This is a genomic window from Nocardia pseudovaccinii (genome assembly GCF_050942345.1).
Classification (GTDB): Bacteria; Actinomycetota; Actinomycetes; order Mycobacteriales; family Mycobacteriaceae; genus Nocardia; species Nocardia pseudovaccinii.
On record NZ_CP192074.1, the window covers coordinates 2,657,356 to 2,679,782 of the forward strand.

Sequence of the window (22,427 nt, forward strand, 5' to 3'; positions counted from 1 at the left end):
TGAGATCGAAGACCATCGCCCTACGAGCTAGCGGAGACCGAATGACGTGCCGGCGCACCGATGGAGCCCGACAATCGCACAGAGGTCCGCGCGCCCAATCCACGAGGCGGTGGCCGCCGGATACGGCGTATCCGACACGGCTGGCAGGTCTTCGGACTTGCGGGCACGGGCCTTCTGGCCGACCCCGTACGGGGCTCACCTACTGGCCGTCGCTTCCCGGGTATTTACCCAGTGCTGATGACGGCGGTCGTTCCTGCATACCGCTGCGGGACAGTCCCGGATTCTCACCGGGTTCCCTCTCGTCCGCGCACCGGTTACACCGATCCGCGAACTCGACTCCGTGACGCGACGTCGGGGCTCCATCTCGTCTACGCACGGCGAACCAGCTGCGCTAACCAGCATAGGTGGCCGCACAATCGAATTGCACCGCACTCGGTGTATCGCGCGTTTGCGAAGTTGTCGCCAGATGCGTTCGAGCCGACAGTGGCGCCCGCCCGCACTTGTGACCGCGACGGACGGTGAGATGTGTCGGTGAGGTGAACAAAACTTTGCAACTCTGCTAGGACTCGTTGTGAATATTCCGCTAATGGGACTTCCCTGTCAGACCACGATTCCGGGCCGGGTACCTTAGTTCAATGTTCTCGAAAGTCTTGGTTGCCAACCGTGGCGAGATCGCCATCCGCGCCTTCCGCGCGGCCTACGAACTCGGCATCGGGACGGTCGCCGTCTTCCCGTACGAGGACCGCAACTCGGTCCACCGGTTGAAGGCCGCGGAGTCCTACCAGATCGGCGAAGAGGGACACCCGGTCCGGGCATACCTGTCGATAGAGGCGATCATCGAGGCGGCCAAGTCCGCGGGCGCCGATGCCATTTACCCCGGTTACGGCTTCCTGTCCGAAAACCCGGACCTCGCGGCGGCCTGTGCGCGCGAGGGCATCACCTTCATCGGTCCGTCGGCCGAAGTGCTCGAACTGGCTGGTAACAAGGCCCGCGCGATCGAGGCGGCGCGGGCGGCGGGTCTGCCGGTGCTGAAGTCCAGCGCGCCGTCGGCCGATGTGAACGAGCTGCTGGCCGCATCCGAGGCGCTGGAGTATCCGATCTTCGTGAAGGCCGTCGCGGGTGGCGGTGGCCGCGGCATGCGCCGGGTCGCCGATCCCGCGCAGCTGCGCGAATCGATCGAGGCCGCGTCCCGCGAGGCGGAGTCGGCCTTCGGTGATCCGACCGTCTTCCTGGAACAGGCCGTGGTGAACCCGCGCCACATCGAGGTGCAGATCCTGGCCGACCAGCACGGCAATGTCATGCACCTATTCGAGCGCGACTGTTCGGTGCAGCGCCGCCACCAGAAGGTGATCGAGCTCGCGCCCGCCCCGAACCTGGATCCGGCACTGCGCGAACGCATCTGCAACGATGCCGTGGCCTTCGCCCGCCAGATCGGCTACAGCTGCGCGGGCACCGTCGAATTCCTGCTCGACGAGCGCGGCAACCACGTCTTCATCGAGATGAACCCGCGTATCCAGGTCGAGCACACGGTGACCGAGGAGATCACCGATGTCGATCTGGTGCAGTCCCAGCTGCGCATCGCGGCGGGGGAGAGCCTCGATCAACTCGGTCTGAGCCAGGACAAGGTCGCCATTCGTGGTGCGGCCCTGCAGTGCCGGATCACCACCGAGGATCCGGCCAACGGCTTCCGCCCCGACACCGGCCGCATCACCGCCTACCGCACCCCAGGCGGCGCGGGCATCCGCCTCGACGGCGGCGCGAACCTGGGCGCGGAGATCGGCGCCTACTTCGACTCGATGCTGGTCAAGCTCACCTGCCGCGGCCGCGATCTGCACGCCGCCGTGGCCAGGGCCAGCCGCGCACTCGCGGAATTCCGCATCCGCGGCGTCACCACCAATATCGGGTTCCTGCTCGCGGTGCTCGACGATCCGGACTTCAAGGCCGGCCGGGTCACCACCTCGTTCATCGATGAGCGCCCGCAGTTGCTGACCCTGCGCGGTTCGGCCGACCGCGGCACCAAGATCCTGAACTACCTCGCCGATATCACCGTGAACAAGCCGCACGGCGAGCGTCCGACCAGGGTGTACCCGCACGACAAGCTGCCCGCCATCGATCTGAGCGTGCCGCCGCCGGACGGTTCCCGTCAGCGGCTGCTGCGCCTGGGCCCGGAGGGTTTCGCGCAGGCGCTGCGTGAGCAGAAGGCCGTCGGCGTCACCGACACCACCTTCCGCGACGCGCACCAATCGCTGCTGGCCACCCGGGTACGTACCAATGGTCTGCTCGGTGTCGCCGGACATGTCGCGCGCCTGACCCCGGAACTGCTGTCGATCGAGGCATGGGGCGGCGCGACTTACGATGTGGCGCTGCGCTTCCTGTTCGAGGACCCGTGGGAGCGGCTGGCCGCACTGCGCGAGGCGGTGCCGAATATCTGTCTGCAGATGCTGCTGCGCGGACGCAATACCGTCGGCTACACGCCGTACCCGGAGCAGGTGACGCGCGCGTTCGTGCAGGAAGCGACCGACACCGGTATTGATATCTTCCGCATCTTCGACGCACTCAACAATGTCGACCAGATGCGTCCGGCCATCGACGCGGTGCGCGAAACCGGTACGGCCATCGCGGAAGTCGCGATGAGCTACACCGGCGACCTGTCCAACCCGGACGAAAACCTCTACACCCTCGACTACTACCTCAAGCTCGCCGAGCAGATCGTCGACGCGGGCGCGCACGTGCTGGCCATCAAGGATATGGCGGGCCTGCTGCGCGCTCCGGCGGCCGCGACCCTGGTCTCCGCGCTGCGCAGCAACTTCGACCTGCCGGTACACGTGCACACCCACGACACCCCCGGCGGTCAGCTGGCCACCTACCTCGCCGCCTGGCAGGCCGGTGCCGACGCGGTCGACGGCGCGAGTGCAGCCATGGCCGGAACCACCAGTCAGCCAGCGCTTTCCGCGATCGTCGCCGCTGCCGCGCACAGCGAATTCGACACCGGTCTCAACCTGCAGAACGTCTGCGATCTGGAGCCGTACTGGGAGGCGCTGCGAAAGGTGTACGCGCCCTTCGAATCCGGGCTGCCCGCGCCGACCGGCCGGGTGTACACCCACGAAATCCCGGGCGGTCAGCTGTCGAATCTGCGTCAGCAGGCCATCGCACTCGGCCTCGGCGACCGTTTCGAAGAGGTCGAGGCGAAATACGCTGCGGCGGACCGGCTGCTGGGCCGACTGGTCAAGGTCACGCCCTCCTCGAAGGTGGTCGGCGACCTCGCGCTCGCACTGGTCGGCACCGGCGTCGATATCGAAAGCTTCGCCGCCGATCCGGGCCGCTACGACATCCCGGATTCGGTCATCGGTTTCCTGCGTGGCGAACTCGGCAACCCGGCGGGCGGCTGGCCCGAACCGTTCCGCAGCCGGGCACTGGCCGGACGCGGACCGGCCAAGCCGGAGACCCCGCTGACCCCCGCTGACGAGGCCGGACTCGCCGGGTCCTCCGAACTGCGCCGCGCCACACTCAACCGCCTGCTCTTCCCCGGTCCCACCGCCGAATTCCTCGCGCACCGGGAAAAGTACGGCGACACCATGGGCCTGTCGGCCAACCAGTTCTTCTACGGACTGCGCCGCGGTGAGGAACACCGCGTGCAACTGGAGAAGGGCGTCACCCTGCTCATCGGACTGGAGGCCATCTCCGAACCCGATGAGCGCGGTATGCGCACGGTCATGTGCATCATGAACGGCCAACTGCGTCCGGTCGCCGTGCGCGACCGCTCCATCGCCAGCGATATCCCGGCCGCGGAGAAGGCCGACAAGAACAACGCGGGCCATATCGCCGCCCCGTTCGCCGGTGTGGTGACACTGGCTGTGTCCGAAGGCGATTCGATCGCGGCGGGCGATATCGTCGGCACCATCGAGGCGATGAAGATGGAGGCCGCGATCACCGCGCCGCGCGCGGGCATCGTCGGCCGGGTCGCGATCGGCAAGGTGCAGCAGGTCGAAGGCGGTGACCTGCTGGTCGAACTCACGGTGCGCGAGTCCGCGGCCGAATGACCCGGATCGTCGCGGGTACCGCGGGCGGGCGGCGGCTACGCGTCCCGCCCGCGGGTACCCGGCCCACCTCCGATCGGGTGCGCGAGGCGCTGTTCAGCGCCCTGGACGCCCGCATCGATTTCGACGGCGTCCGCGTACTCGACCTCTACGCCGGATCCGGCGCCCTGGGCCTGGAAGCGCTTTCCCGCGGCGCCACCCACGCCATGCTCATCGAATCCGACCGCAAGGCCGCGGCCATCGTGCGTGGCAATATCGCCGACCTCGGCCTGCCGGGCGCCGAACTCCGCATCGGCTCCGTCGCCACTGTCCTGGCGGGCGGCGGTGCGGGCAAGTACGACGTGGTCTTCTCCGACCCGCCCTACGACGTCGACACGGTGACGGTCATCGCCGACCTGCGCGCCCTCGCCGAACACGACTGGCTGGCACCGGAGGCCCTCGTCGTGGTGGAGCGTTCCATCCGCTCACCCGAGATCGTCTGGCCCGCAGGCTATATCCCAGCCAAGGCGCGCAAATACGGTGAAACCCGTATCGAACTAGCCGAATTCGCCCCGGAGTAACTCCGCCGTCGCGGCATTCGAGGTGCGGATCCGGCCTCCTGATACCGTCTGTTCATGGCAGGAGCGCTGTGCCCGGGCTCGTTCGACCCGGTGACCAATGGACATATCGACGTCTTCGCGCGGGCCGCGGCTCAGTTCGACGAGGTCGTGGTGACCGTCATGGTCAATCCCAAGAAGCAGGGCATGTTCAGCGTGGAGGAGCGCATGGAGATGCTGCGCGAGGCCACCGCGCACCTGCCCAATGTGCGGGTCGAGTCCTGGCAGGGGCTGACGGTGGATTTCGCCAAGCAGGAGGGGATCGGCGCGATCGTCAAGGGTCTGCGTGATGCCACCGACTTCGGCTACGAACTGCAGATGGCGCAGATGAACAAGAAGCTCAGCGGCGTCGACACCTTCTTCATCGCCACCAACCCGACCTTCAGCTTCCTGTCCAGCTCACTGGTCAAGGAGGTCGCGACCTACGGCGGCGATGTCACCGACATGCTCCCACCGGCCGTCCACAAGCGCCTGCTCGATCGCCTCGCCGAACGCAAAGGCTGAACGCCCCCAACGAAATCCGCCCCGGTTCCGAAGAACCGGGGCGGATTTGTATGGGCTGTTGATCAGAAGACCAAGCCACGCAGGGCGAGGAAGCGCATACCGCCGACCGCGGCGGTAATGACCAGGACAGCAGCGGCCTGGAACGTACCGCCCATGCCGGGTGCCCACAGTTCGAGAGCGGCCAGCGCGGCGGTGGTGATCCCGAGTCCGACCAGCGCGAGCCCGCCGCCCTCCCACTGAGCGGTGAACCAGCCGACCCGGCCCGCGGCATGGAAGGTGAGCTGACGGTGCATTTCATTGGCGATCACGGTGCTCACGACCGAGCCCGCGATATTGGCGACCAGGGGACCGACGCCGTGCATCGCGAAGAACAGCAGTACGTAGGCGATATTGCTGGAACCACCGACCAGGGCGAAGCGGATCAGCTGAGCCAGCGCGCGGTCGCCACGCAGATACTGCATCAACTGGCCGAACCGAGCGGCCGTCCCCGGCTGCAGCACGGGGTAGGGCCCCACCCACGGCGTGTACAGGCTGCTTGTCGGCAGAACCGCCGTTCGCGGTAGTTCCAGTACGGTCATTGTCTTTCCGATCCCACACGAGCCTTCGGTACGGACAACCGCGATGGTCATCGCAATCCGCCCGGTCGGCCTCCTCTAACCCCACAGTCCCGGTCAGGGCCTGCGATCCACTTAAGAAGATCTTGTTGCGACCTTCCCGATAAATGTAACACCAAGTGGAGACATATCCTCCACTTGTTTTTGTGGCGTACGAGACACCTACACGACACACCGGTGGGGGACTCGGCACGAGCCGTGACGAGGGGCACACTGGGCGACGGCGGAAAGTTTCGCCGTAGGTCTGCACGAGAGTGGGGTAGGAGCATGTATCGCGTATTCGAAGCTCTCGACGAGCTGGTCGCCATTGTCGAAGAAGCACGCGGCATCCCGCCGACCCGCAGCTGCATCGTGCCGCGCGGTGATGTGCTCGAACTGCTCGACGACGTGCGCGATGCACTGCCCGGCGAACTCGACGACGCCCAGGATGTGCTCGATCATCGCGACAAGATCGTCTCCGACGCCCGCAATACCGCCGAGACGACCGTGACCACCGCCAACGACCAGGCGCACCAGACCATCGGATCGGCCCGCGAGGAAGCTGATCGGATTCTCGCCGACGCCAAGGCGCACGCAGACCGCATGGTCGCCGAGGCGAGCGCGCATGCCGACCACCTGGTGAATACCGCACAGGCCGAGGCCGACCGCATCGTCGCAGACGGCAATGCCGAATTCGAGGCCGTTACCGGTCGGGCCCGCATCGAATCCGAGCGGATGATCGAGGCGGGCAAGGCCTCCTATGACCGCTCGGTCGCCGAGGGTGAGGTCGAGCGCGACCGCTTGGTCACGCAGACCGAAGTGGTGCGTGCCGCGCATGCCGAATCGGCCCGGTTGATCGACGGTGCGAACGAAGAGGCCGATCGGATGCGCGACGAATGTGACCATTACGTCGACAGCAGGCTCGCCGACTTCGAGGAGACCCTCAACTCCACTCTGCGGACCGTGCGCGGCGGACGTCACCAACTGCGCTCGGGTGCGGGCGCTCCGGATTACGCGGCCGACTACCGTCGCTGACGGTTTGGGTCCGCGCCGGGCCCTCGCGTATTGTGGAGTGGTTGCCCATTTCCCCTCGAATGTGAAGTGAGTTCGTGATGTCCGCCGGTTCCGGTCCCGATTCGCGCCCTCGTTCGGCCTCGCGCCGTGCGCCGGACGCGGGTTTCGTGCTGGATGTCATCAGCCTGGGCCGTCGCCCCGGCACGATGAAAGAGATGCATCGCGTCGTCACCACCGACGGGCGGATCGGGCTGGATCTGATCGCCATTCCGGTGGGCGCCGAGGTGGACCTCGATCTGCAGTTGCAGGCGGTGTCCGAGGGTGTGCTCGTCACCGGGACGGTCTCCGGGCCGACGGCCGGTGAGTGCGCGCGCTGCCTCGAACCGTTCACCGGAACGGTGGAAATTCACCTCACCGAACTGTTCGCCTACCCGCACAGCGCGACCGAGCAGACCACCGAGGACGACGAGATCTACCGCATCGTCGACGACAAGATCGACCTGGAACCGGTGATCACGGACCAGATCGGCTTGGAGCTGCCGCTGCAGCCGCTGTGCACTCCGGACTGCACGGGCCTGTGCCCGGAATGCGGTGTCCGGATGGCGATTGCGGGTTCCGGCCATGGGCATGAGATACTTGACCCTCGCTGGGCTGGGTTGGCGAAGTTCGCCGGCGAGTCGCCCGGCAATGGCAGCCCCGATTCGGGTGCAACCAACACAGACCATTAAGACCGAGACAGTGCTGCCGTACCGGCAAGCAATAGGACAAGAGGAGAAGTAGTCGTGGCCGTTCCGAAGCGCCGGATGTCCCGTTCCAACACCAGGTCGCGGCGCAGCCAGTGGAAGGCCACCGCGCCGACCCTGATCACGTGCCCGAACCGCGCCTGCGGCGAGAAGACGCTGCCGCATATCGCGTGCCCCTCCTGCGGCACCTACAAGGGCCGCCAGGTCACCGCTGCTGTCTGATCGTTCGACCTGTCGTATCGACGTGACCGCCAGTAAGGACGAATCCGGCGCGTCCGGTGAACATGCGAGCCTGCTCGCGGCGCTCGGCGTCGACGTGCGGGCCGATCTGCTGCGGCTGGCGCTGACGCACCGGTCGTATGCGTACGAGAACGGCGGGCTGCCGACCAACGAGCGTCTGGAATTCCTCGGCGACTCGGTCCTCGGCCTGAGCATCACCGAGCGGCTATACCACGAGCACCCGGACAAGTCCGAGGGCGAACTGGCCAAGCTGCGGGCGAGCGTGGTGAATATGCACGCGCTCGCCGAGGTGGCGCGCGGGCTCGGCGAGGGCGGGCTCGGCGTGCACCTGCTGCTCGGTAAGGGCGAGGAGCTCACCGGCGGCCGGGATAAGCCGAGCATTCTCGCCGACGGCATGGAATCGCTGCTCGGCGCGGTCCACCTCGAGCACGGTATCGATGTCGCGCGTGAGGTGGTGCTGCGGCTGTTCGCCGATCTGCTCGAGCGCGGACCGCGGATGGGCGCCGGACTGGACTGGAAGACCAGCCTGCAGGAGCTCACCGCCGAACGTGGCCTCGGCGTGCCCAGCTACGAGATCACCTCGACCGGTCCCGACCACGACAAGGAATTCACCGCGACCACCGTGATCGGCGGTCGTCCGTACGGTCAGGGCGTCGGCCGCTCCAAGAAGGAAGCCGAGCAGAAGGCCGCGGGCGCCGCCTATCAGGCGCTGACAGACGAAGCCTGACGTGCCCGAACTTCCCGAGGTCGAGGTCGTCCGGCGCGGACTCGCCGCACATGTCGTCGGGCGGGTGGTCGAATCCGTCACGGTGAGCCATCCCAGATCGGTTCGCCGCCATCTCGAAGGCGCGGATGATCTGACGGCTCGGATGAAGGGGCTGCGAGTTGCCGCCGCCGAGCGGCGCGGCAAATACCTGTGGCTCACCTTCGACGATCCGGACACCTCACTTGTCGTCCATCTCGGTATGAGCGGGCAGATGTTGGTGCAGCCCGCCGACGCTCCGGTGGAGAAGCACGCGCATATCCTCGCAACCCTCGACGACGGTGCGCAATTGCGCTTCGTCGATCAGCGCACCTTCGGCGGCTGGGCGCTCGCACCGTTGGTCGAGGTCGACGGGACCCCGGTGCCCCAGCCTGTCGCCCATATCGCCCGGGATCCGCTGGACCCGCGCTACGACCCTGAGGTCGTGGTGGCCGCGGTGCGCGCCAAACAGACCGAGATCAAGCGGGTGCTGCTGGATCAGACCGTGATCTCCGGCGTCGGCAATATCTATGCCGACGAATCGCTGTGGCGGGCGAAGATCCACGGCAACCGGCTGGCGTCCGGGCTGACCAGACCCGCCGTGCGCACCCTGCTCACCGAGGTCGGCACGGTGATGGGGGAGGCGCTCGCGGCCGGTGGCACTTCGTTCGACGCGTTGTATGTCAACGTCAACGGCCAATCCGGCTACTTCGAACGCTCGCTCGCGGTCTACGGCCGCGAGGACGAACCGTGCCGTCGCTGCGGTGCGCCCATCGTGCGGGAGAAGTTCATGAATCGTTCTTCCTATTCCTGCCCGCGCTGCCAACCGAAGGCCCGTCGCCGCTTTCCGTAGCGACTGCTTGCAGGTCGCTCGAAAAGATCAGCGTTGACGAGCTACCGTTCTTTTAGGCGGCTCGGGAGCCGACCGGTCGTGGAGGAAGGACTTATGCGCAAGCTCACCTACTACGTCGCTTCGACTATCGACGGGTTCATCGCCACCGAGGAGGGGTCGGTCGACTTCTTCCCGGTCGGTGGCGATCACGGCCCGGCGATCACCGCGCAGTACCCCGAGACCCTGCCGACGAAGGTGCGGGAGGCCCTCGGCATCGATAAGCGCAACCGATACTTCGACACCGTGCTGATGGGTCGCAAGACCCACGACTTCGGCGTGCGGACCGGAACCTCCAGCCCGTATTCGCATCTGCGTCAGTTCGTCGTATCGACGACGCTGCCGGAGAGTCCGGATCCTTCGGTGGAGCTGATCTCGGCCGATCCGCTCGCCACCGTGCGAGAGTTGAAGCGGGACAACGGGCTCGGGATCTGGCTGTGCGGCGGTGGGGAATTGGCGCAGGAGCTGCTGCCGGAGATCGACCAGATCTTCCTGAAGCTGTACCCGGTCGTACTCGGCCGCGGCCGCTCGCTATTCGGTTCCGGCGCGCGCCTGCCCGAGGCGGCCCGCTTCCGGGTGATCACCAGCCGGGTGTTCGAGGACGGCGTCGCCTTCGTGAAGTACAGCCGGATCAGATAACCGCCGTGGCGGAAGACGATTCGATCGTCGCTCCGGATCCGGGGAACGCTCTGGGTCCGGTGGAGGCGCTGCGCGAGATCGGCTTCTGGTTGGAACGCGCACGGGCGCAGACACATCGGGTGAAGGCGTACCGGCGGGCCGCCGATATCGTTGACCAACTGTCCGAGGACGACCAGGCAGCCCATCGCGCCGCGCACAGCTGGCAACAAATCGCGGGGATCGGGCCGAAGACCGCCGCCGTCATCGAACAGGCGTATTCCGGTGCGGTGCCGGACTATTTGAGCGAGCTCCGCAAGGCCGCGCAGCCCATCGGGTCACCGGGCAAACCCATGCGGGCCCAGTTGCGCGGCGACCTGCACACCCACTCCGACTGGTCCGACGGCGGCAGTCCGATCGCGGAGATGATGGGCATCGCGGCCGCGCTCGGCCACGAATACTGTGCGCTGACCGATCATTCGCCACGGTTGACCGTCGCCAACGGGCTTTCGGCGGACCGGTTGCGGCGGCAGCTGGATGTGGTCGCGGAGCTGAACGAACGAGTCGCGCCGTTCCGGATTCTCACCGGGATCGAGGTGGACATCCTCGATGACGGGACCCTGGATCAGCAAAGCGATCTGCTCGCCGAACTCGATATCGTTGTGGCCAGCGTACATTCGCATCTGCGTGCCGACAGCGAGACGATGACCAAGCGCATGGTGTACGCGGTGGCGAATCCGAATGTTGATGTACTCGGCCACTGCACCGGCAGACTGATCGCGGGGCAGCGGGGTCTGCGGCCCGAGTCGAGTTTCGATGCCGAACTTGTCTTCGAGGCGTGCCGGAGTTATGGCACGGCGGTGGAGATCAACAGTCGTCCTGAGCGGCTCGATCCGCCGTCGCGACTGCTGCGGATGGCGGTCGAGATGGGGTGCTATTTCTCGATCGACACCGATGCGCATGCCCCCGGTCAGTTGGATTGGCTGGGTTACGGCTGCGAGCGTGCTATCGCGAATGATGTTGCGGCGGAACGGGTTATCAACACTTGGCCAGCCGAGAAGCTGCTCGCTTGGACGAAATCGGCAGCTGGGGACATGGTTTGATCGTCGCCTCGGCGCGAGCGGGCCGACCCGGTCGGAGGTGACTCGGCGGCAGCTGCTGACCGCCGGGTTAACTGTTGCCGAACACTCGTGCGGGATCTGGGAGGATGCCCGATGACGTTCGAGAATGGTTGACACAAAAGATCTCTTGGGGGTGGCGGCACCGGTGGGTGGTTTTCCGATCGAAATCGTGCTCGGACTCATCGGTATCGCGGTGCCGATCATCGCGTTCCTCTGGGAGTTCGTCTTCGTCGGACGCAAGGAAATCGGCTATCGGGTGCAGATGGATACGCCGGTCACCGGTGAGATCGAATCGGTCTTTCCCGGTGTACTGCCGCAGCTGCGCCCCGAGCACGAAGGTGTGAGTCCACCGCTGAAGGATCTATCGGTGGTGCTGGTCCGCATCGAAAACAGCGGTGCGACACCGATCGATACGCACGACTACCGGGCACCCGAGGCGGGGCGGGTCGGCCTGCATCTGAACTTTTCGCAGCGCAGGATCATCGGCATGGCGGTGACCGAACTGAGTGACGAGGGTCTGGCCGATTCGCTGGGGCGTGATTCGGGTATCGCGGTTCGCGAGGATACCGAAGGACATATCGGTGCCATCGATCTGCCGAGGGTTCCACTCAATCGCGGTGATCACTACAAGATCCTGGCCATTCTGCAACGTTCGGAGGGGACGGGGGAGTATGCGGATCCGGTACTGAGCGGGGGCATCAAGGGTGGAAGGATCATCGAAACCCAGAGCCGCACCGGCATTTCGCGAGTGATGGTGGCGCTCACGGCCTTTCTGGTCGTGGTGATCGTCGTCCAGCTTCTGGTCTCCGTGCTGTCGCCCGATCCGACGCCATTGGATTGTGCCGCGGGCAAACTCACGGTGGTCGGCTCGTCGGCCTTCGAACCGGTCATCCGCGATGCGGCCGCACAGTACGGGAAGCGCTGCACCGGAGCGGAATTCACCTTCGGCTTCGAGGGCACCGAACGCGGCCTCGACCGGCTCGCCGAGGAGGGCAAGGACGATCCCGATCTGCTCACGATCAGTGACGGCCCGAAAGGTGATGGCTACCAACCGCTGCTGGCCCGTCCGCTGGCGCTGTCGCTGTTCACCATGATCGTGCACAAGGGTGTCGGCGTCGCCAACCTTTCTGTCGCGCAGATCCAAGATCTGTATCAGGGCCGCATCACCAACTGGCGCGATGTCGGCGGTGCCGACCTGCCGGTCGTACTGGTCAATCGGATACCGGGATCGGGCACTCGAAATACGTTGGAGCGCAGGGTGCTCGGCGGTCCGCAGGCCGATCGGCCGCATGTCAGCTGTGTCGCGATCAAGGATGGCGCGCCCGCGACGGCCAGATATTGCGATGTGCAGGTCACCAAGGATATGCAGAAGGCTGTCGGCGATATTCCGGGCGCGATCGGCTACAGCGAGTTCTCCGAGGCGGTGAAGGCGGGAGCCACGACCCTCACCATCAATGGCGTAACACCGGGCCGCGATGCTGCCGTCAACCGCAGCTATCCGTTCTGGGGCGTCGAATACGCCTACAGTTACGGCGAACTCCCCGGCGATTCGCTCGGCGCGAGCTTCCTGCATTTCTTGACCGATCTGACCGGTAAGGATGTGCTGCGTGAGCATGGCAACGAGCCGTGTGGTGAGCTGCCCGATCGGGCACGCTGCCTGCCGTCTTCGTGACGTTGTCACAGATTCGGCGGCTGTCTCGTCCTACTCGGGTAAGCGATTTCGAGAGAGGACGACCCATGTCACGCATGCAACTCGCCGAGGTGGCGCCCGAGATCTACCAGGCCTGGTACGCCGCAGAGCAGGCGATCCGCCGCGGGCCGCTGGACTCGACGGTGCGCGAGCTGGTGAAGATCCGCGTTTCCCAGATGAACGGCTGCCTGTTCTGCATCGATATGCACACCACCGACGCGCGGATGGCGGGCGAGACCGAACAGCGGATCTACTACCTCAATGCCTGGCGCGAGTCGGTGAAGTTCACCGACGCCGAACGAGCCGCCCTCGCCTACGCGGAAGCGGTCACCCGACTCGGTGAACATGGTGTCAGCGACGAGATCTGGGCCGAGGTGGAGAAGAACTTCGAGGAGGGCGCGCGGGCCGGTCTGGTCGCGGTCACCGCGATGATCAACCTGTGGAACCGGATCGGGGTGCCGCTGCGCATGCAGCCCGCCTCGGCGGCCGAGTCGTGAGTCAGTCGTCCGAGGGCATGATCGGTCTGCTGAAGTAATCCTCGACCGGGACCGGACCGGTGTAGCGTCGGCAACCGCACTGCACCCATACGGGCCCGCCGTACGTCTTGCGGACCAGCTCGGCATGGCAGGTGCCCGCCTCCGGATCGTGCAGCGCCAGGTCGTGACCACAGCCGCACCGGGCCACTGTGGATCCAGCGGGCGAGCGCCTGCCGAACCGCCCGACGGCCCAGCCGACTCCGGCGATTCCGGCCCCGGCGGCAAGAGTGATGGGATCGAACATGCGTCTATTATATGTATGCGTATAAAGAGGCGGTAGCGCAATCGGACACCGGATTCGTTTACTCGCCCGGTCACCTCGGAACCGTCAATAGTCGGATAAATCTCCGCGATATCGACACCGGATAATGGGCCATTTCATCCCAAATGCTGAGATTTCACACGGACTGCGTGGTTTGAACACCCAGAAATAAGGTACGTCTGTGTGCGGCCCCCCTGTTCACGCCGATCGGCGTGACCAGGCCAACCAAGCCTTCATGGACGGCGGTGCAGGCTCCAGTCTTCACCTCCGCCGCGGCGGCCAACACGTTCGGCGCCCAGCGCACCGAAGTGCTGGGTGGATGTGCACAAGGTTGTCCCTGGAAGGATGGTCATGAGCGCAGGTCTGATCGCGCCGAATTCGGCGCACATTGCCGCTTCGGATTTGCTGTCTACCGATCACGTCGGCGAACGATTCCGCATTGCGATGGTTGTTCCGCCCTACTTCGACGTACCGCCGAAGGCCTATGGCGGAGTCGAGGCGGTAGTCGCCGATTTGGTCGACGCATTGGTCGCACGCGGGCACGACGTGACATTGTTCGGCGCCGGTGAACCCGGCACCACCGCGAAATTCGTTCCGGTGTGGGATCGCGCACTACCCGAACGGCTCGGAGAGCCGTTTCCTGAGGTCGTGCACGCTCTGAAGGTGCGCAGGGCGATCGAACAGGTCGCCGCGACCTCCGGCGTGGATCTGGTGCACGACCACACTTTTGCCGGACCACTGAATGCCCCGGCGTATATGGGATTGGGCTTACCAACAGTGGTGACCGTGCACGGGCCGGTCGACGAGGGCGACTGCTATCACTACTACCGCGAATTGGGCCAGGAGGTATCGCTGGTCGCCATCAGTGATCGGCAGCGCGAATTGGCGCCCGATCTGAATTGGGTTGGTCGCGTACACAATGCACTGCATGTCGACCAGTGGCCCTACCAAACCGAAAAAGGCGACTACGCACTGTTTCTCGGCCGCTTCACCGCAACCAAGGGCACGCATCTCGCATTGGAAGCCGCGCACGAGGCCGGAATTCCGCTGGTGCTCGCGGGTAAATGCAGCGAGGCCCCCGAGCGGGCGTATTTCGAGAAACAAGTGCGCCCACTGATCACCGAGCGCGATCACCTTTTCGGACTCGCGGATGCGTCGGCCAAGCGCAAACTGCTCGCGAATGCGCGATGCCTGCTGTTCCCCATCGATTGGGAGGAACCGTTCGGCATGGTGATGATCGAGGCGATGGTCTGCGGCACACCGGTTGTCGCGCTACGCGGCGGCGCCGTTGCCGAGGTCATCGTCGATGGCGTGACCGGTCGGATCTGTGACGATCCCTCCGAACTGCCCGCAGCGATCCACGAGGCGAGCCAGCTGGATCCGGCCGCGTGCCGTGCGCACGTCGAGGCGAACTTCGGCGCGGGCACGCTCGGGCGCGGGTATGAGCAGGTCTATCACCAGCTCCTGCGTTCGCGGCGCCATGCGCGCGCGGCACTGCTGCTCGATGAGACGGTGCCGGTCCGTATTCCCGCCAGCGAACGAGTATGACCGCAGACGCAGGCGCCGCGTCGAATCCCGCGCCGTTGAATTCCGGTGAGCCGACCGGTCTCGGCGGTTGCGGCAATTCGGTGACCTTGGTCGAGGGCGGTACCTTCTGCCTGTCGAATCGGCTCGGCGATGTCGAACCGGGACATCCGCACGGGTTGTTCTTCCGCGACGCCCGCGTCATCTCCCGCTGGGAACTGCTGGTGGACGGCAAACCCGCCGAATCGCTGTCGGTGCTCAGCCCAGAGGCGTTCGCCGCCAGATTCGTGCTGCGCCGGCCACCGCAGGCCGGACAGGCCGACAGCACCCTGCTGTTGGTGCGCGAACGCCTCATCGCCGATGGCATGCACGAGATTCTGACCCTGGAGAATATGGGCCGGGAGGCCACCGCGGTCACTCTGGAATTGCATGTCGACGCGGATTTCGTCGATCTGTTCGCGGTCAAGGAGGGCCGCGCGGCGCACGGCCGCGCCGAGGTCACCGTGGCCGAAGGCGAGTTGCTGTTGCACGACCGCACCGATCGGGTGCGCGGGCTCACGGTTTCGGCGACTGTCGAGCCCGCCGTTCTGCCCGGCACCCTGCTGTGGCGGGTGGTCGTACTGCCCGGCGAGCGCTGGCAGACCGAGATCGTGGCCCAGCCGACCGTCGGCAATCAGCGCGTCCAGGCGCCACTGGCGCCGGGGGAGCACCATGGGCTCAGCGCACCGAGCCGCAAGATGGCGGCGTGGCGACACACCGCGACGAAGATCACTTCCGCGGATCCGGTGCTCACCCAGGTGCTTCGCCGCTCGGAAAGCGACTTGGGCGCGTTGCAGATTCACGACGAATCCGGCGAGGGGCGCCCGTTCGTGGCCGCGGGTGCGCCCTGGTTCATGACCTTGTTCGGCCGCGACAGTTTGCTCACCGCGTGGATGGCGCTGCCTTTGGAAGTGGATCTCGCGTTGGGCACACTGCAGCAGTTGGCCGAATTGCAAGGGCAGCGGATCGATCCGCTCACCGAGGAGGAGCCGGGGCGGATCATGCACGAGATGCGGCGCGGCCCCGCGAGCGGGCATGTGCTCGGTGGCAGTACCTATTACGGAACCGCCGATGCCACACCGCTTTTCGTCATGCTGCTCGCGGAATGTCATCGGTGGGGTGCGGATTCGGAGGTGATCAGGGAACTGTTGCCCGCCGCCGACGCCGCGGTGCGGTGGATCACCGATTACGGCGATCGTGACGGCGACGGCTTCGTCGAATACCGCCGTGCCACCGATCGCGGGCTGATCAATCAGGGTTGGAAGGACAGTTTCGACGGAATCAACGATGCCGCAGGACATCTCGCTGAGGCGCCGATCGCGCTGTGCGAGGTGCAAGGCTATGCGTATGCCGCACTGCTGTCCCGGGCGGAGTTGGCCGAGGCCTTCGACGATCAGCGTGCGGCGACCCGGCTGCGTGAGCGGGCCGCCGAACTGCGCGGCAAATTCGCCGAACAGTTCTGGCTGCCGCAGCAGGGGTGGTACGCGGTCGCGCTCGACGGCCGCAAACGGCAAGTCGATGCGCTGACAAGCAATGTGGCGCACTGTCTTTGGACCGGTATCGCCAGCGACGAGCACGCCGCCGAAATGGTCAGCCGGCTCTCCGGTCCGGAAATGGACACCGGCTTCGGGCTGCGCACCCTCGCCTCGTCGATGCGCGCCTACAACCCGATGAGCTATCACTGTGGATCGGTCTGGCCGCACGATACCGCGATCGCCGTCGCGGGCCTGCTGCGCTACCGGCAGGTGCCGGGCGCGGTCGAGCTCGCCACCCGGCTGGCGGGCGGATTACTCGATGCGGCGGCATCTTTCGGTGGTCGGCTGCCCGAGCTGTTCTGCGGATTTCCGCGCGATCAGTTCGCGGTTCCGGTCCCGTATCCCACGTCCTGTTCACCGCAGGCGTGGGCCAGCGCGGCACCGCTATTGCTGGTGCGCTCGTTCCTCGGACTGGATCCGGCCGCGCCATCGCGCACGCTCACCGTCAGACCGCAACTGCCGCCGCAATGGGGCACGGTCACGCTGAGCGATCTGCGATTGGGTTCGGCGACGGTGGATCTCGTGGCCGAGGGCGATCAGGTCACCACGGTGCGGCTGCCCGACGATTGGCAGATCACGCGATGAACGGCGCTGGATCGGGTAATCCACCACTGTAAGGACATTGGTTCGCTTCTCCACTGAATACCAACAGGCTGGAGGTGCACAATGCAGACATCACTGGATCGCCGGGATCTGTGGAGCACTCAGCACCGTGATTGCAGTGCCGAGCCGATGGATCTCGATCTGGATCTGGCGCGCTTCATCTGTAGTACGCATGCTGGCCACGGACCGGACTGCCGCCAGTATCTCGCCGCGTCGGCGTATTGCTTCGCCTGCGTCGAGGACAACTGAACGAATCGGCCGAGCGCCCATTCCTGTTCGGGAATGAGCGCTCGGTTCGCTAGCCGCGCAACGGGTACCGCTTATCGAGATCGAGATTCAGCTCGACCACATTCACACGCGGTTCACCGAGGAAGCCGAGAGTCCTGCCCTCGGTGTGCGCGTCGACGAGTGCGCGCACCTGATCCTCGGAGATACTGCGGGTCTTGGCGATTCGCGCGACCTGGAGGGCCGCGTATTGCGGTGAGATATGCGGGTCCAGACCGCTGCCGCTGGCGGTGACCGCATCGGTGGGCACCGGTGTGTCGGTCGAGGCATCGCCGATGATCGGAACGATCCGGCCGACCGAGTAGTCCTCACCAGGCTTGGCGCATTCGACCTGAACACCCATGTACGTGGCCAGGAACGGCTTCGCCGGGCACGCCTCGTTGACGCTCACGACCTGCACCGGGTGCGAGACCTCGCCGTCCGCGTCGCGCGGTCCGATCACCGAAAGCACCGCGCCGACACCGTCCTTGGTGCAGAACGGACGACTGCCGTCGACCCCCTCACGGTCGCCGACCGCCTTGCTTCGCGCGCAGACCGTCGAGAGCAGGCTCAGCTTCACATTGGCCGGATCGGCGTCGAGCGTATCGACGATGCTCTCCGGGCCGAGGTTGGACGCCGCGGTGGACAGCGGGTCGTAGCCGTCGCCCGCCGCCGACGGACGGCTCTGGAAATACTGCACGAGTGCATTGCCGTCCTGATCGGTGAACGACTGTCCGATCAGGCTGGAACCGACGACCTCGCCGTCCACCGTGATCAGCGACCCGTCCGCCCTATCGTGCAGGCCGGGAATCTGGGCGACCACGAAAACCGCTACGGGATAGACGATTCCGGTGATCGCGGTGAGCACCAGCAGTGCGCGCAACGCGGCCAGATGCTGCCGGATCCAAGTCGACATACGCATATCAGGACATCCCGGGGAGGAGTTGGACGACGAGGTCGATCAGTTTGATGCCGATGAACGGCGCGATGATGCCGCCGAGACCGTAGATGGTCAGGTTGCGGCTCAACAGTTTCGAGGCATTGCTCGGCCGGTAGTGCACACCACGCAGCGCCAGCGGAATCAGCGCGATGATGACCAGCGCGTTGAAGATGACCGCCGAAAGGATCGCCGACTGTGGACTGGCCAGCCGCATGATGTTCAGCAGGTCGAGGCCCGGAAACAGCGCGACGAACAGCGCGGGAATGATCGCGAAGTACTTCGCGATGTCATTGGCGATCGAGAAGGTGGTCAGCGCTCCGCGGGTGATGAGCAGCTGTTTGCCGATCTCCACGATTTCGATGAGCTTGGTCGGATCCGAATCCAGATCGACCATATTTCCGGCTTCCTTGGCTGCCGAGGTGCCGGTGTTCATCGCGACGCCCACATCGGCTTGGGCGAGGGCCGGTGCGTCATTGGTGCCGTCACCGGTCATCGCGACCAAGCGACCGCCGTCCTGCTCCTGCTTGATCAGCGCCAGTTTGTCCTCGGGCGTCGCTTCGGCGAGGAAGTCGTCGACACCGGCCTCATCGGCAATCGCCTTGGCGGTCAACGGGTTATCGCCGGTGATCATCACCGTGCGGATGCCCATTCGGCGCATTTCGTCGAACCGCTCCCGCATGCCTTGCTTCACAACGTCTTTCAGGTGAATGACGCCGAGCAGCCGGGCCTTTCCGTCATCGACCTCACCGACGACCAGCGGGGTGCCGCCGGATGCGGAGATCCCGTCGACGATCACGCCGATATGGCCGGGGACCTCCCCGCCTTGTGCGCGAACCCAGTCTGTGACCGCGCTGGCGGCTCCCTTGCGCAACTGGTGCCCGTCCTGCAGATTTACGCCGGACATCCGGGTCTGGGCGGTGAATTCCACCCAGGTCGCACCGGTCAACTCACCAGGCGTGCGTTCGCGCTTGTTGAACGCCTGCTTGGCGTAGACCACGATGGAGCGCCCCTCGGGGGTCTCATCGGCGAGGCTGGAAAGTTGTGCGGCATCGGCCAATTCGTCATCCGAGATGCCGGGCATCGGCACGAATTCCGAGGCCTGCCGGTTGCCGAGAGTGATGGTGCCGGTCTTGTCCAGCAGCAGGGTGTTCACATCACCGGCGGCCTCGACCGCACGGCCGGACATGGCCAGCACATTGCGCTGCACCAGGCGGTCCATGCCCGCGATACCGATGGCCGACAGGAGCGCGCCGATGGTGGTCGGTATCAGGCACACCAGCAGCGAGACCATCACGATGCCGGTGACACCGTGCGCGTCCAGCGCCGAGGTATCCGCCACCCCAGGGTTGTTCGACTTCGAGAAGATCGCCAACGGCTGCAGTGTCGCAACCGCGAAGACGAAGATGATGGTCAGCGCGGCGAGCAGGATATTCAGCGCGATCTCGTTCGGCGTCTTCTGCCGCGACGCGCCCTCGACGAGCGCGATCATCTTGTCGATGAAGCTCGCGCCCGGCTCCTGGGTGATCTTGACGATGATCCGATCGGACAGCACGGTGGTACCTCCGGTGACCGCTGAGCGGTCGCCGCCGGACTCCCGGATGACCGGCGCGGATTCGCCGGTAATGGCCGATTCGTCCACCGATGCGATGCCTTCCACGACATCGCCGTCGCCCGGAATCACCTGGCCCGCCTCGACGATGACGTAGTCGCCGCGTTGCAGCGCCGGAGCCCCGACGCTCTCCTCGACGATCCGCGCACCCGGCGACCAGTCGATCAGACGCCGAGCCATGGTGTCGGTCTTGGCTTTCCGCAGCGTATCGGCCTGCGCCTTACCGCGTCCCTCGGCGACCGCCTCGGCCAGATTGGCGAATACGACGGTGAGCCACAGCCATACGACGATCGCCCAGGCGAAGAAGGTCGGCTTCGCCAGCGCGAGCACCGTCGACCAGACCGCGCCGATCTCGACGATGAGCATCACCGGATTGCGCCACATGGTGCGCGGATCCAGCTTTCGCACCGCTTCCGGGATGGAGGTCAGCAGCATCTTCGGATCGAGCACACCCTTGCGGACGCCACGTTTGTGCTGGACCGGTTCGGCTGTCGTAGTGGACATATCAGTGGATTCCTTCGGCGAGCGGCCCGAGTGCGAGTGCGGGCAGGAAGGTCAGCGCGACCAGGATCACCGTCACACCGACGACCATGCCGACGAACTGCGGCCGGTGCGTCGGCAGCGTGCCGATCGATTCGGGGGTCTGACCCTGCTGAGCGAGCGAACCGGCGAGTGCCAGTACGAAAATGATCGGCAGGAAGCGGCCGAAGACCATGGCAAGGCCCAGCGCGGTGTTGTACCACTCGGTATTTGCGGATAGCCCCGCGAACGCCGAACCGTTGTTGTTCGCCGCGGATGTGAAGGCGTACAACACTTCCGAGAGCCCATGCGGTCCGGCGTTGAGCATGCCCGCGCGCTGGCCCGGCATGGCCATCGCGGCCGCCGTACCCACCAGCACGATCAGCGGACTGATCAGGAAGTATGAAGCGGCGAGCTTGATTTCGCGCGGCGTGATCTTCTTGCCCAGATATTCCGGTGTGCGACCGACCATCAGACCCGCGACGAAAACGGTGATCACCGCGAGGATCAGCATGCCGTACAGCCCCGAGCCGGTACCGCCCGGCGCGACCTCACCGAGCTGCATATTGAACATCGTCATCATGCCGCCGAGGCTGGTGTAGGAATCGTGGAACGAATCCACCGCACCAGTGGAGGTCAGTGTGGTCGTGGTGGCGAACGTCGCGGAATCGGCCACACCGAAACGGGTTTCGACACCCTCGAGCGATGCGCCGATCGCGGTCGGCACCGTGCCGTGGTGCTGCAGTTGGAAGAGATTCTGCAAGGTGACGCTGATCAGCGCGATCGTGCCCATTACCGCAACGATCGCGTAGCCCTGTTTCTTGCTGCCGACCATGCGACCGAAGGTGCGCGGCAGCGAGAAGCTGATCACCAGCAGCAGGAAGATTTCGAGCCAGTTGGTCCAGGTCGTCGGATTCTCGAAGGGATGCGCGGAGTTCGCGTTGTAGAAGCCGCCGCCGTTGGTGCCGAGTTCCTTGATGACCTCCTGGCTGGCCACCGGCCCGCCGGTAATGGTCTGCTCGGTGCCGTTCAATGTCTGCGCGACCTGATCGTGCAGGTGGAAGTTCTGGATCGCGCCACCGGCGACGAGAATGATCGCGAAGACGAAGGCCAGCGGCAGCAGGATGCGAATGGTGCCGCGCACGAGATCCACCCAGAAGTTGCCGAGATCGCCGGTATGCCTGCGGGCGAAGCCGCGCACCAGCGCGACCGCCACCGCGATGCCGACGGCCGCGGAGACGAAATTCTGCACTGCGAGCCCGGCCATCTGCACCAGGTGCCCCTGGGTCGACTCACCGGAGTAGTTCTGCCAGTTCGTATTCGTCACGAAGCTGACCGCGGTATTCCAGGCCAGCGCCGGGGTCATCTCGGTGGCCGGATCGTGCAGATGCAGCGGCAGCTTGCCCTGAATCAGCTGAAGGAAGAACAGGAACAGAATGCTGACCGCCGAGAACGCCAGCACACTGCGCGCGTAGACGGCCCAGGTCTGTTCGACCTCGGGCTGGACACCGATGGCTTTGTAGATGACCCGCTCGGCACGGGAGTGCTTCTCGGCGTTGTACACCCGGAACATGTAGTCGCCGAGCGGCACATGCACCAGGGCCAGCGCGATGATCAGGGATGCGACGAACGCGATTCCCGCGGTGGTCGTGTTCAACTAGAACCTCTCGGGGAAGAGCAGCGCCGCCACCATGAAGACGGCGATGAGGACGGCGAGGACCAGACCGATCAGGTTCGCGATCACAGCTTTTCCACCCCACGCTGGATCAGGCCCAGTAGCGCGAAGATCGCCACGGTGAGCACCGTGAACAC

Annotated in this window: 20 protein-coding genes and 1 riboswitch; of the genes, 15 read left to right on the plus strand and 5 right to left on the minus strand. The window is 65.5% G+C overall.

The annotated features are described in order from the left end of the window. Nucleotides 1-125: 125 nt before the first annotated feature. Nucleotides 126-330, minus strand: a riboswitch (cobalamin riboswitch). A gap of 305 nt (nt 331-635) precedes the next feature. From ACQPZ2_RS12065 to coaD, 3 genes are read left to right on the plus strand one after another with little or no spacing between them, the layout of a single operon-like run. Next, nucleotides 636-4,040, plus strand: coding sequence for a pyruvate carboxylase (locus ACQPZ2_RS12065; RefSeq protein WP_433525614.1), 3,405 nt, complete (start codon nt 636-638; stop codon nt 4,038-4,040). After that, nucleotides 4,037-4,597: a 16S rRNA (guanine(966)-N(2))-methyltransferase RsmD gene (gene rsmD, locus ACQPZ2_RS12070; RefSeq protein ID WP_433525615.1), complete on the plus strand. Its 561-nt coding sequence runs from the start codon at nt 4,037-4,039 to the stop codon at nt 4,595-4,597. The genes ACQPZ2_RS12065 and rsmD overlap by 4 nt, the downstream gene beginning before the upstream one ends. 54 nt (nt 4,598-4,651) lie before the next feature. Further along, nucleotides 4,652-5,137 (plus strand): pantetheine-phosphate adenylyltransferase, encoded by a 486-nt coding sequence (gene coaD / locus ACQPZ2_RS12075; RefSeq protein WP_433525616.1) that lies wholly within the window; start codon nt 4,652-4,654, stop codon nt 5,135-5,137. 62 nt (nt 5,138-5,199) lie between these two features. Here coaD and ACQPZ2_RS12080 read toward each other — a convergent pair whose 3' ends face one another. Then, complete coding sequence (locus ACQPZ2_RS12080; RefSeq protein WP_433525617.1) at nt 5,200-5,715, minus strand: GtrA family protein; 516 nt, start codon at nt 5,713-5,715, stop codon at nt 5,200-5,202. A gap of 303 nt (nt 5,716-6,018) precedes the next feature. Between ACQPZ2_RS12080 and ACQPZ2_RS12085 the strand changes: the two genes are divergently transcribed. The 9 genes from ACQPZ2_RS12085 to ACQPZ2_RS12125 all read left to right on the plus strand — a co-directional run bounded on the left by ACQPZ2_RS12085 (nt 6,019) and on the right by ACQPZ2_RS12125 (nt 13,281). After that, nucleotides 6,019-6,765 carry a DivIVA domain-containing protein gene (locus ACQPZ2_RS12085; protein WP_433525618.1) on the plus strand — a complete coding sequence of 249 codons (747 nt, stop codon included), beginning with the start codon at nt 6,019-6,021 and terminating at the stop codon, nt 6,763-6,765. Nucleotides 6,766-6,842: 77 nt separating this feature from the next. Then, nucleotides 6,843-7,472 carry a YceD family protein gene (locus ACQPZ2_RS12090; protein WP_433525619.1) on the plus strand — a complete coding sequence of 210 codons (630 nt, stop codon included), beginning with the start codon at nt 6,843-6,845 and terminating at the stop codon, nt 7,470-7,472. A gap of 54 nt (nt 7,473-7,526) precedes the next feature. Further along, complete coding sequence (gene rpmF / locus ACQPZ2_RS12095) at nt 7,527-7,709, plus strand: 50S ribosomal protein L32 (RefSeq protein ID WP_014987105.1); 183 nt, start codon at nt 7,527-7,529, stop codon at nt 7,707-7,709. A gap of 22 nt (nt 7,710-7,731) precedes the next feature. After that, complete coding sequence (gene rnc, locus ACQPZ2_RS12100; protein ID WP_433525620.1) at nt 7,732-8,454, plus strand: ribonuclease III; 723 nt, start codon at nt 7,732-7,734, stop codon at nt 8,452-8,454. Between the two features lies 1 nt (nt 8,455). After that, nucleotides 8,456-9,322, plus strand: coding sequence for a bifunctional DNA-formamidopyrimidine glycosylase/DNA-(apurinic or apyrimidinic site) lyase (gene mutM, locus ACQPZ2_RS12105; protein WP_433525621.1), 867 nt, complete (start codon nt 8,456-8,458; stop codon nt 9,320-9,322). A 93-nt stretch (nt 9,323-9,415) separates the two neighbouring features. Continuing rightward, nucleotides 9,416-9,997: a dihydrofolate reductase family protein gene (locus ACQPZ2_RS12110; protein WP_063042875.1), complete on the plus strand. Its 582-nt coding sequence runs from the start codon at nt 9,416-9,418 to the stop codon at nt 9,995-9,997. A 50-nt stretch (nt 9,998-10,047) separates the two neighbouring features. Continuing rightward, nucleotides 10,048-11,076 carry a PHP domain-containing protein gene (locus tag ACQPZ2_RS12115; RefSeq protein WP_433527399.1) on the plus strand — a complete coding sequence of 343 codons (1,029 nt, stop codon included), beginning with the start codon at nt 10,048-10,050 and terminating at the stop codon, nt 11,074-11,076. Between the two features lie 124 nt (nt 11,077-11,200). Beyond that, nucleotides 11,201-12,766: a PstS family phosphate ABC transporter substrate-binding protein gene (locus ACQPZ2_RS12120; RefSeq protein WP_433525622.1), complete on the plus strand. Its 1,566-nt coding sequence runs from the start codon at nt 11,201-11,203 to the stop codon at nt 12,764-12,766. Nucleotides 12,767-12,831: 65 nt separating this feature from the next. Continuing rightward, on the plus strand, nt 12,832-13,281 hold the full coding sequence (locus tag ACQPZ2_RS12125) for a carboxymuconolactone decarboxylase family protein (RefSeq protein ID WP_433525623.1): 450 nt from the start codon (nt 12,832-12,834) through the stop codon (nt 13,279-13,281). A 1-nt stretch (nt 13,282) separates the two neighbouring features. On the opposite strand, the gene ACQPZ2_RS12130 is transcribed toward ACQPZ2_RS12125, so the two are convergent. Continuing rightward, nucleotides 13,283-13,564 carry a hypothetical protein gene (locus ACQPZ2_RS12130; RefSeq protein WP_433525624.1) on the minus strand — a complete coding sequence of 94 codons (282 nt, stop codon included), beginning with the start codon at nt 13,562-13,564 and terminating at the stop codon, nt 13,283-13,285. Between the two features lie 369 nt (nt 13,565-13,933). Here ACQPZ2_RS12130 and ACQPZ2_RS12135 point away from each other — a divergent pair, with 369 nt between their 5' ends. From ACQPZ2_RS12135 to ACQPZ2_RS12145, 3 genes are all read left to right on the plus strand, one after another. After that, nucleotides 13,934-15,130 (plus strand): glycosyltransferase family 4 protein, encoded by a 1,197-nt coding sequence (locus ACQPZ2_RS12135; protein WP_433525625.1) that lies wholly within the window; start codon nt 13,934-13,936, stop codon nt 15,128-15,130. After that, complete coding sequence (locus ACQPZ2_RS12140) at nt 15,127-17,265, plus strand: amylo-alpha-1,6-glucosidase (RefSeq protein ID WP_433525626.1); 2,139 nt, start codon at nt 15,127-15,129, stop codon at nt 17,263-17,265. Before ACQPZ2_RS12135 ends, ACQPZ2_RS12140 begins: the two co-directional genes overlap by 4 nt. A gap of 81 nt (nt 17,266-17,346) precedes the next feature. Beyond that, the gene (locus ACQPZ2_RS12145; RefSeq protein ID WP_387289187.1) at nt 17,347-17,532 is read left to right on the plus strand and encodes a hypothetical protein; all 186 of its coding nucleotides are present in this window, start codon (nt 17,347-17,349) and stop codon (nt 17,530-17,532) included. 49 nt (nt 17,533-17,581) lie between these two features. On the opposite strand, the gene ACQPZ2_RS12150 is transcribed toward ACQPZ2_RS12145, so the two are convergent. The 3 genes from ACQPZ2_RS12150 to kdpA are packed head-to-tail and all read right to left on the minus strand — an operon-like array spanning nt 17,582 to nt 22,272. Then, nucleotides 17,582-18,469: a potassium-transporting ATPase subunit C gene (locus tag ACQPZ2_RS12150; RefSeq protein WP_433525627.1), complete on the minus strand. Its 888-nt coding sequence runs from the start codon at nt 18,467-18,469 to the stop codon at nt 17,582-17,584. Nucleotide 18,470: 1 nt separating this feature from the next. Continuing rightward, a complete protein-coding gene (gene kdpB, locus ACQPZ2_RS12155) occupies nt 18,471-20,600 on the minus strand; it encodes a potassium-transporting ATPase subunit KdpB (protein ID WP_433525628.1) in 2,130 nt (709 codons plus the stop codon). Nucleotide 20,601: 1 nt separating this feature from the next. Further along, nucleotides 20,602-22,272: a potassium-transporting ATPase subunit KdpA gene (kdpA, locus tag ACQPZ2_RS12160; protein WP_433525629.1), complete on the minus strand. Its 1,671-nt coding sequence runs from the start codon at nt 22,270-22,272 to the stop codon at nt 20,602-20,604. Nucleotides 22,273-22,427 lie beyond the last annotated feature (155 nt).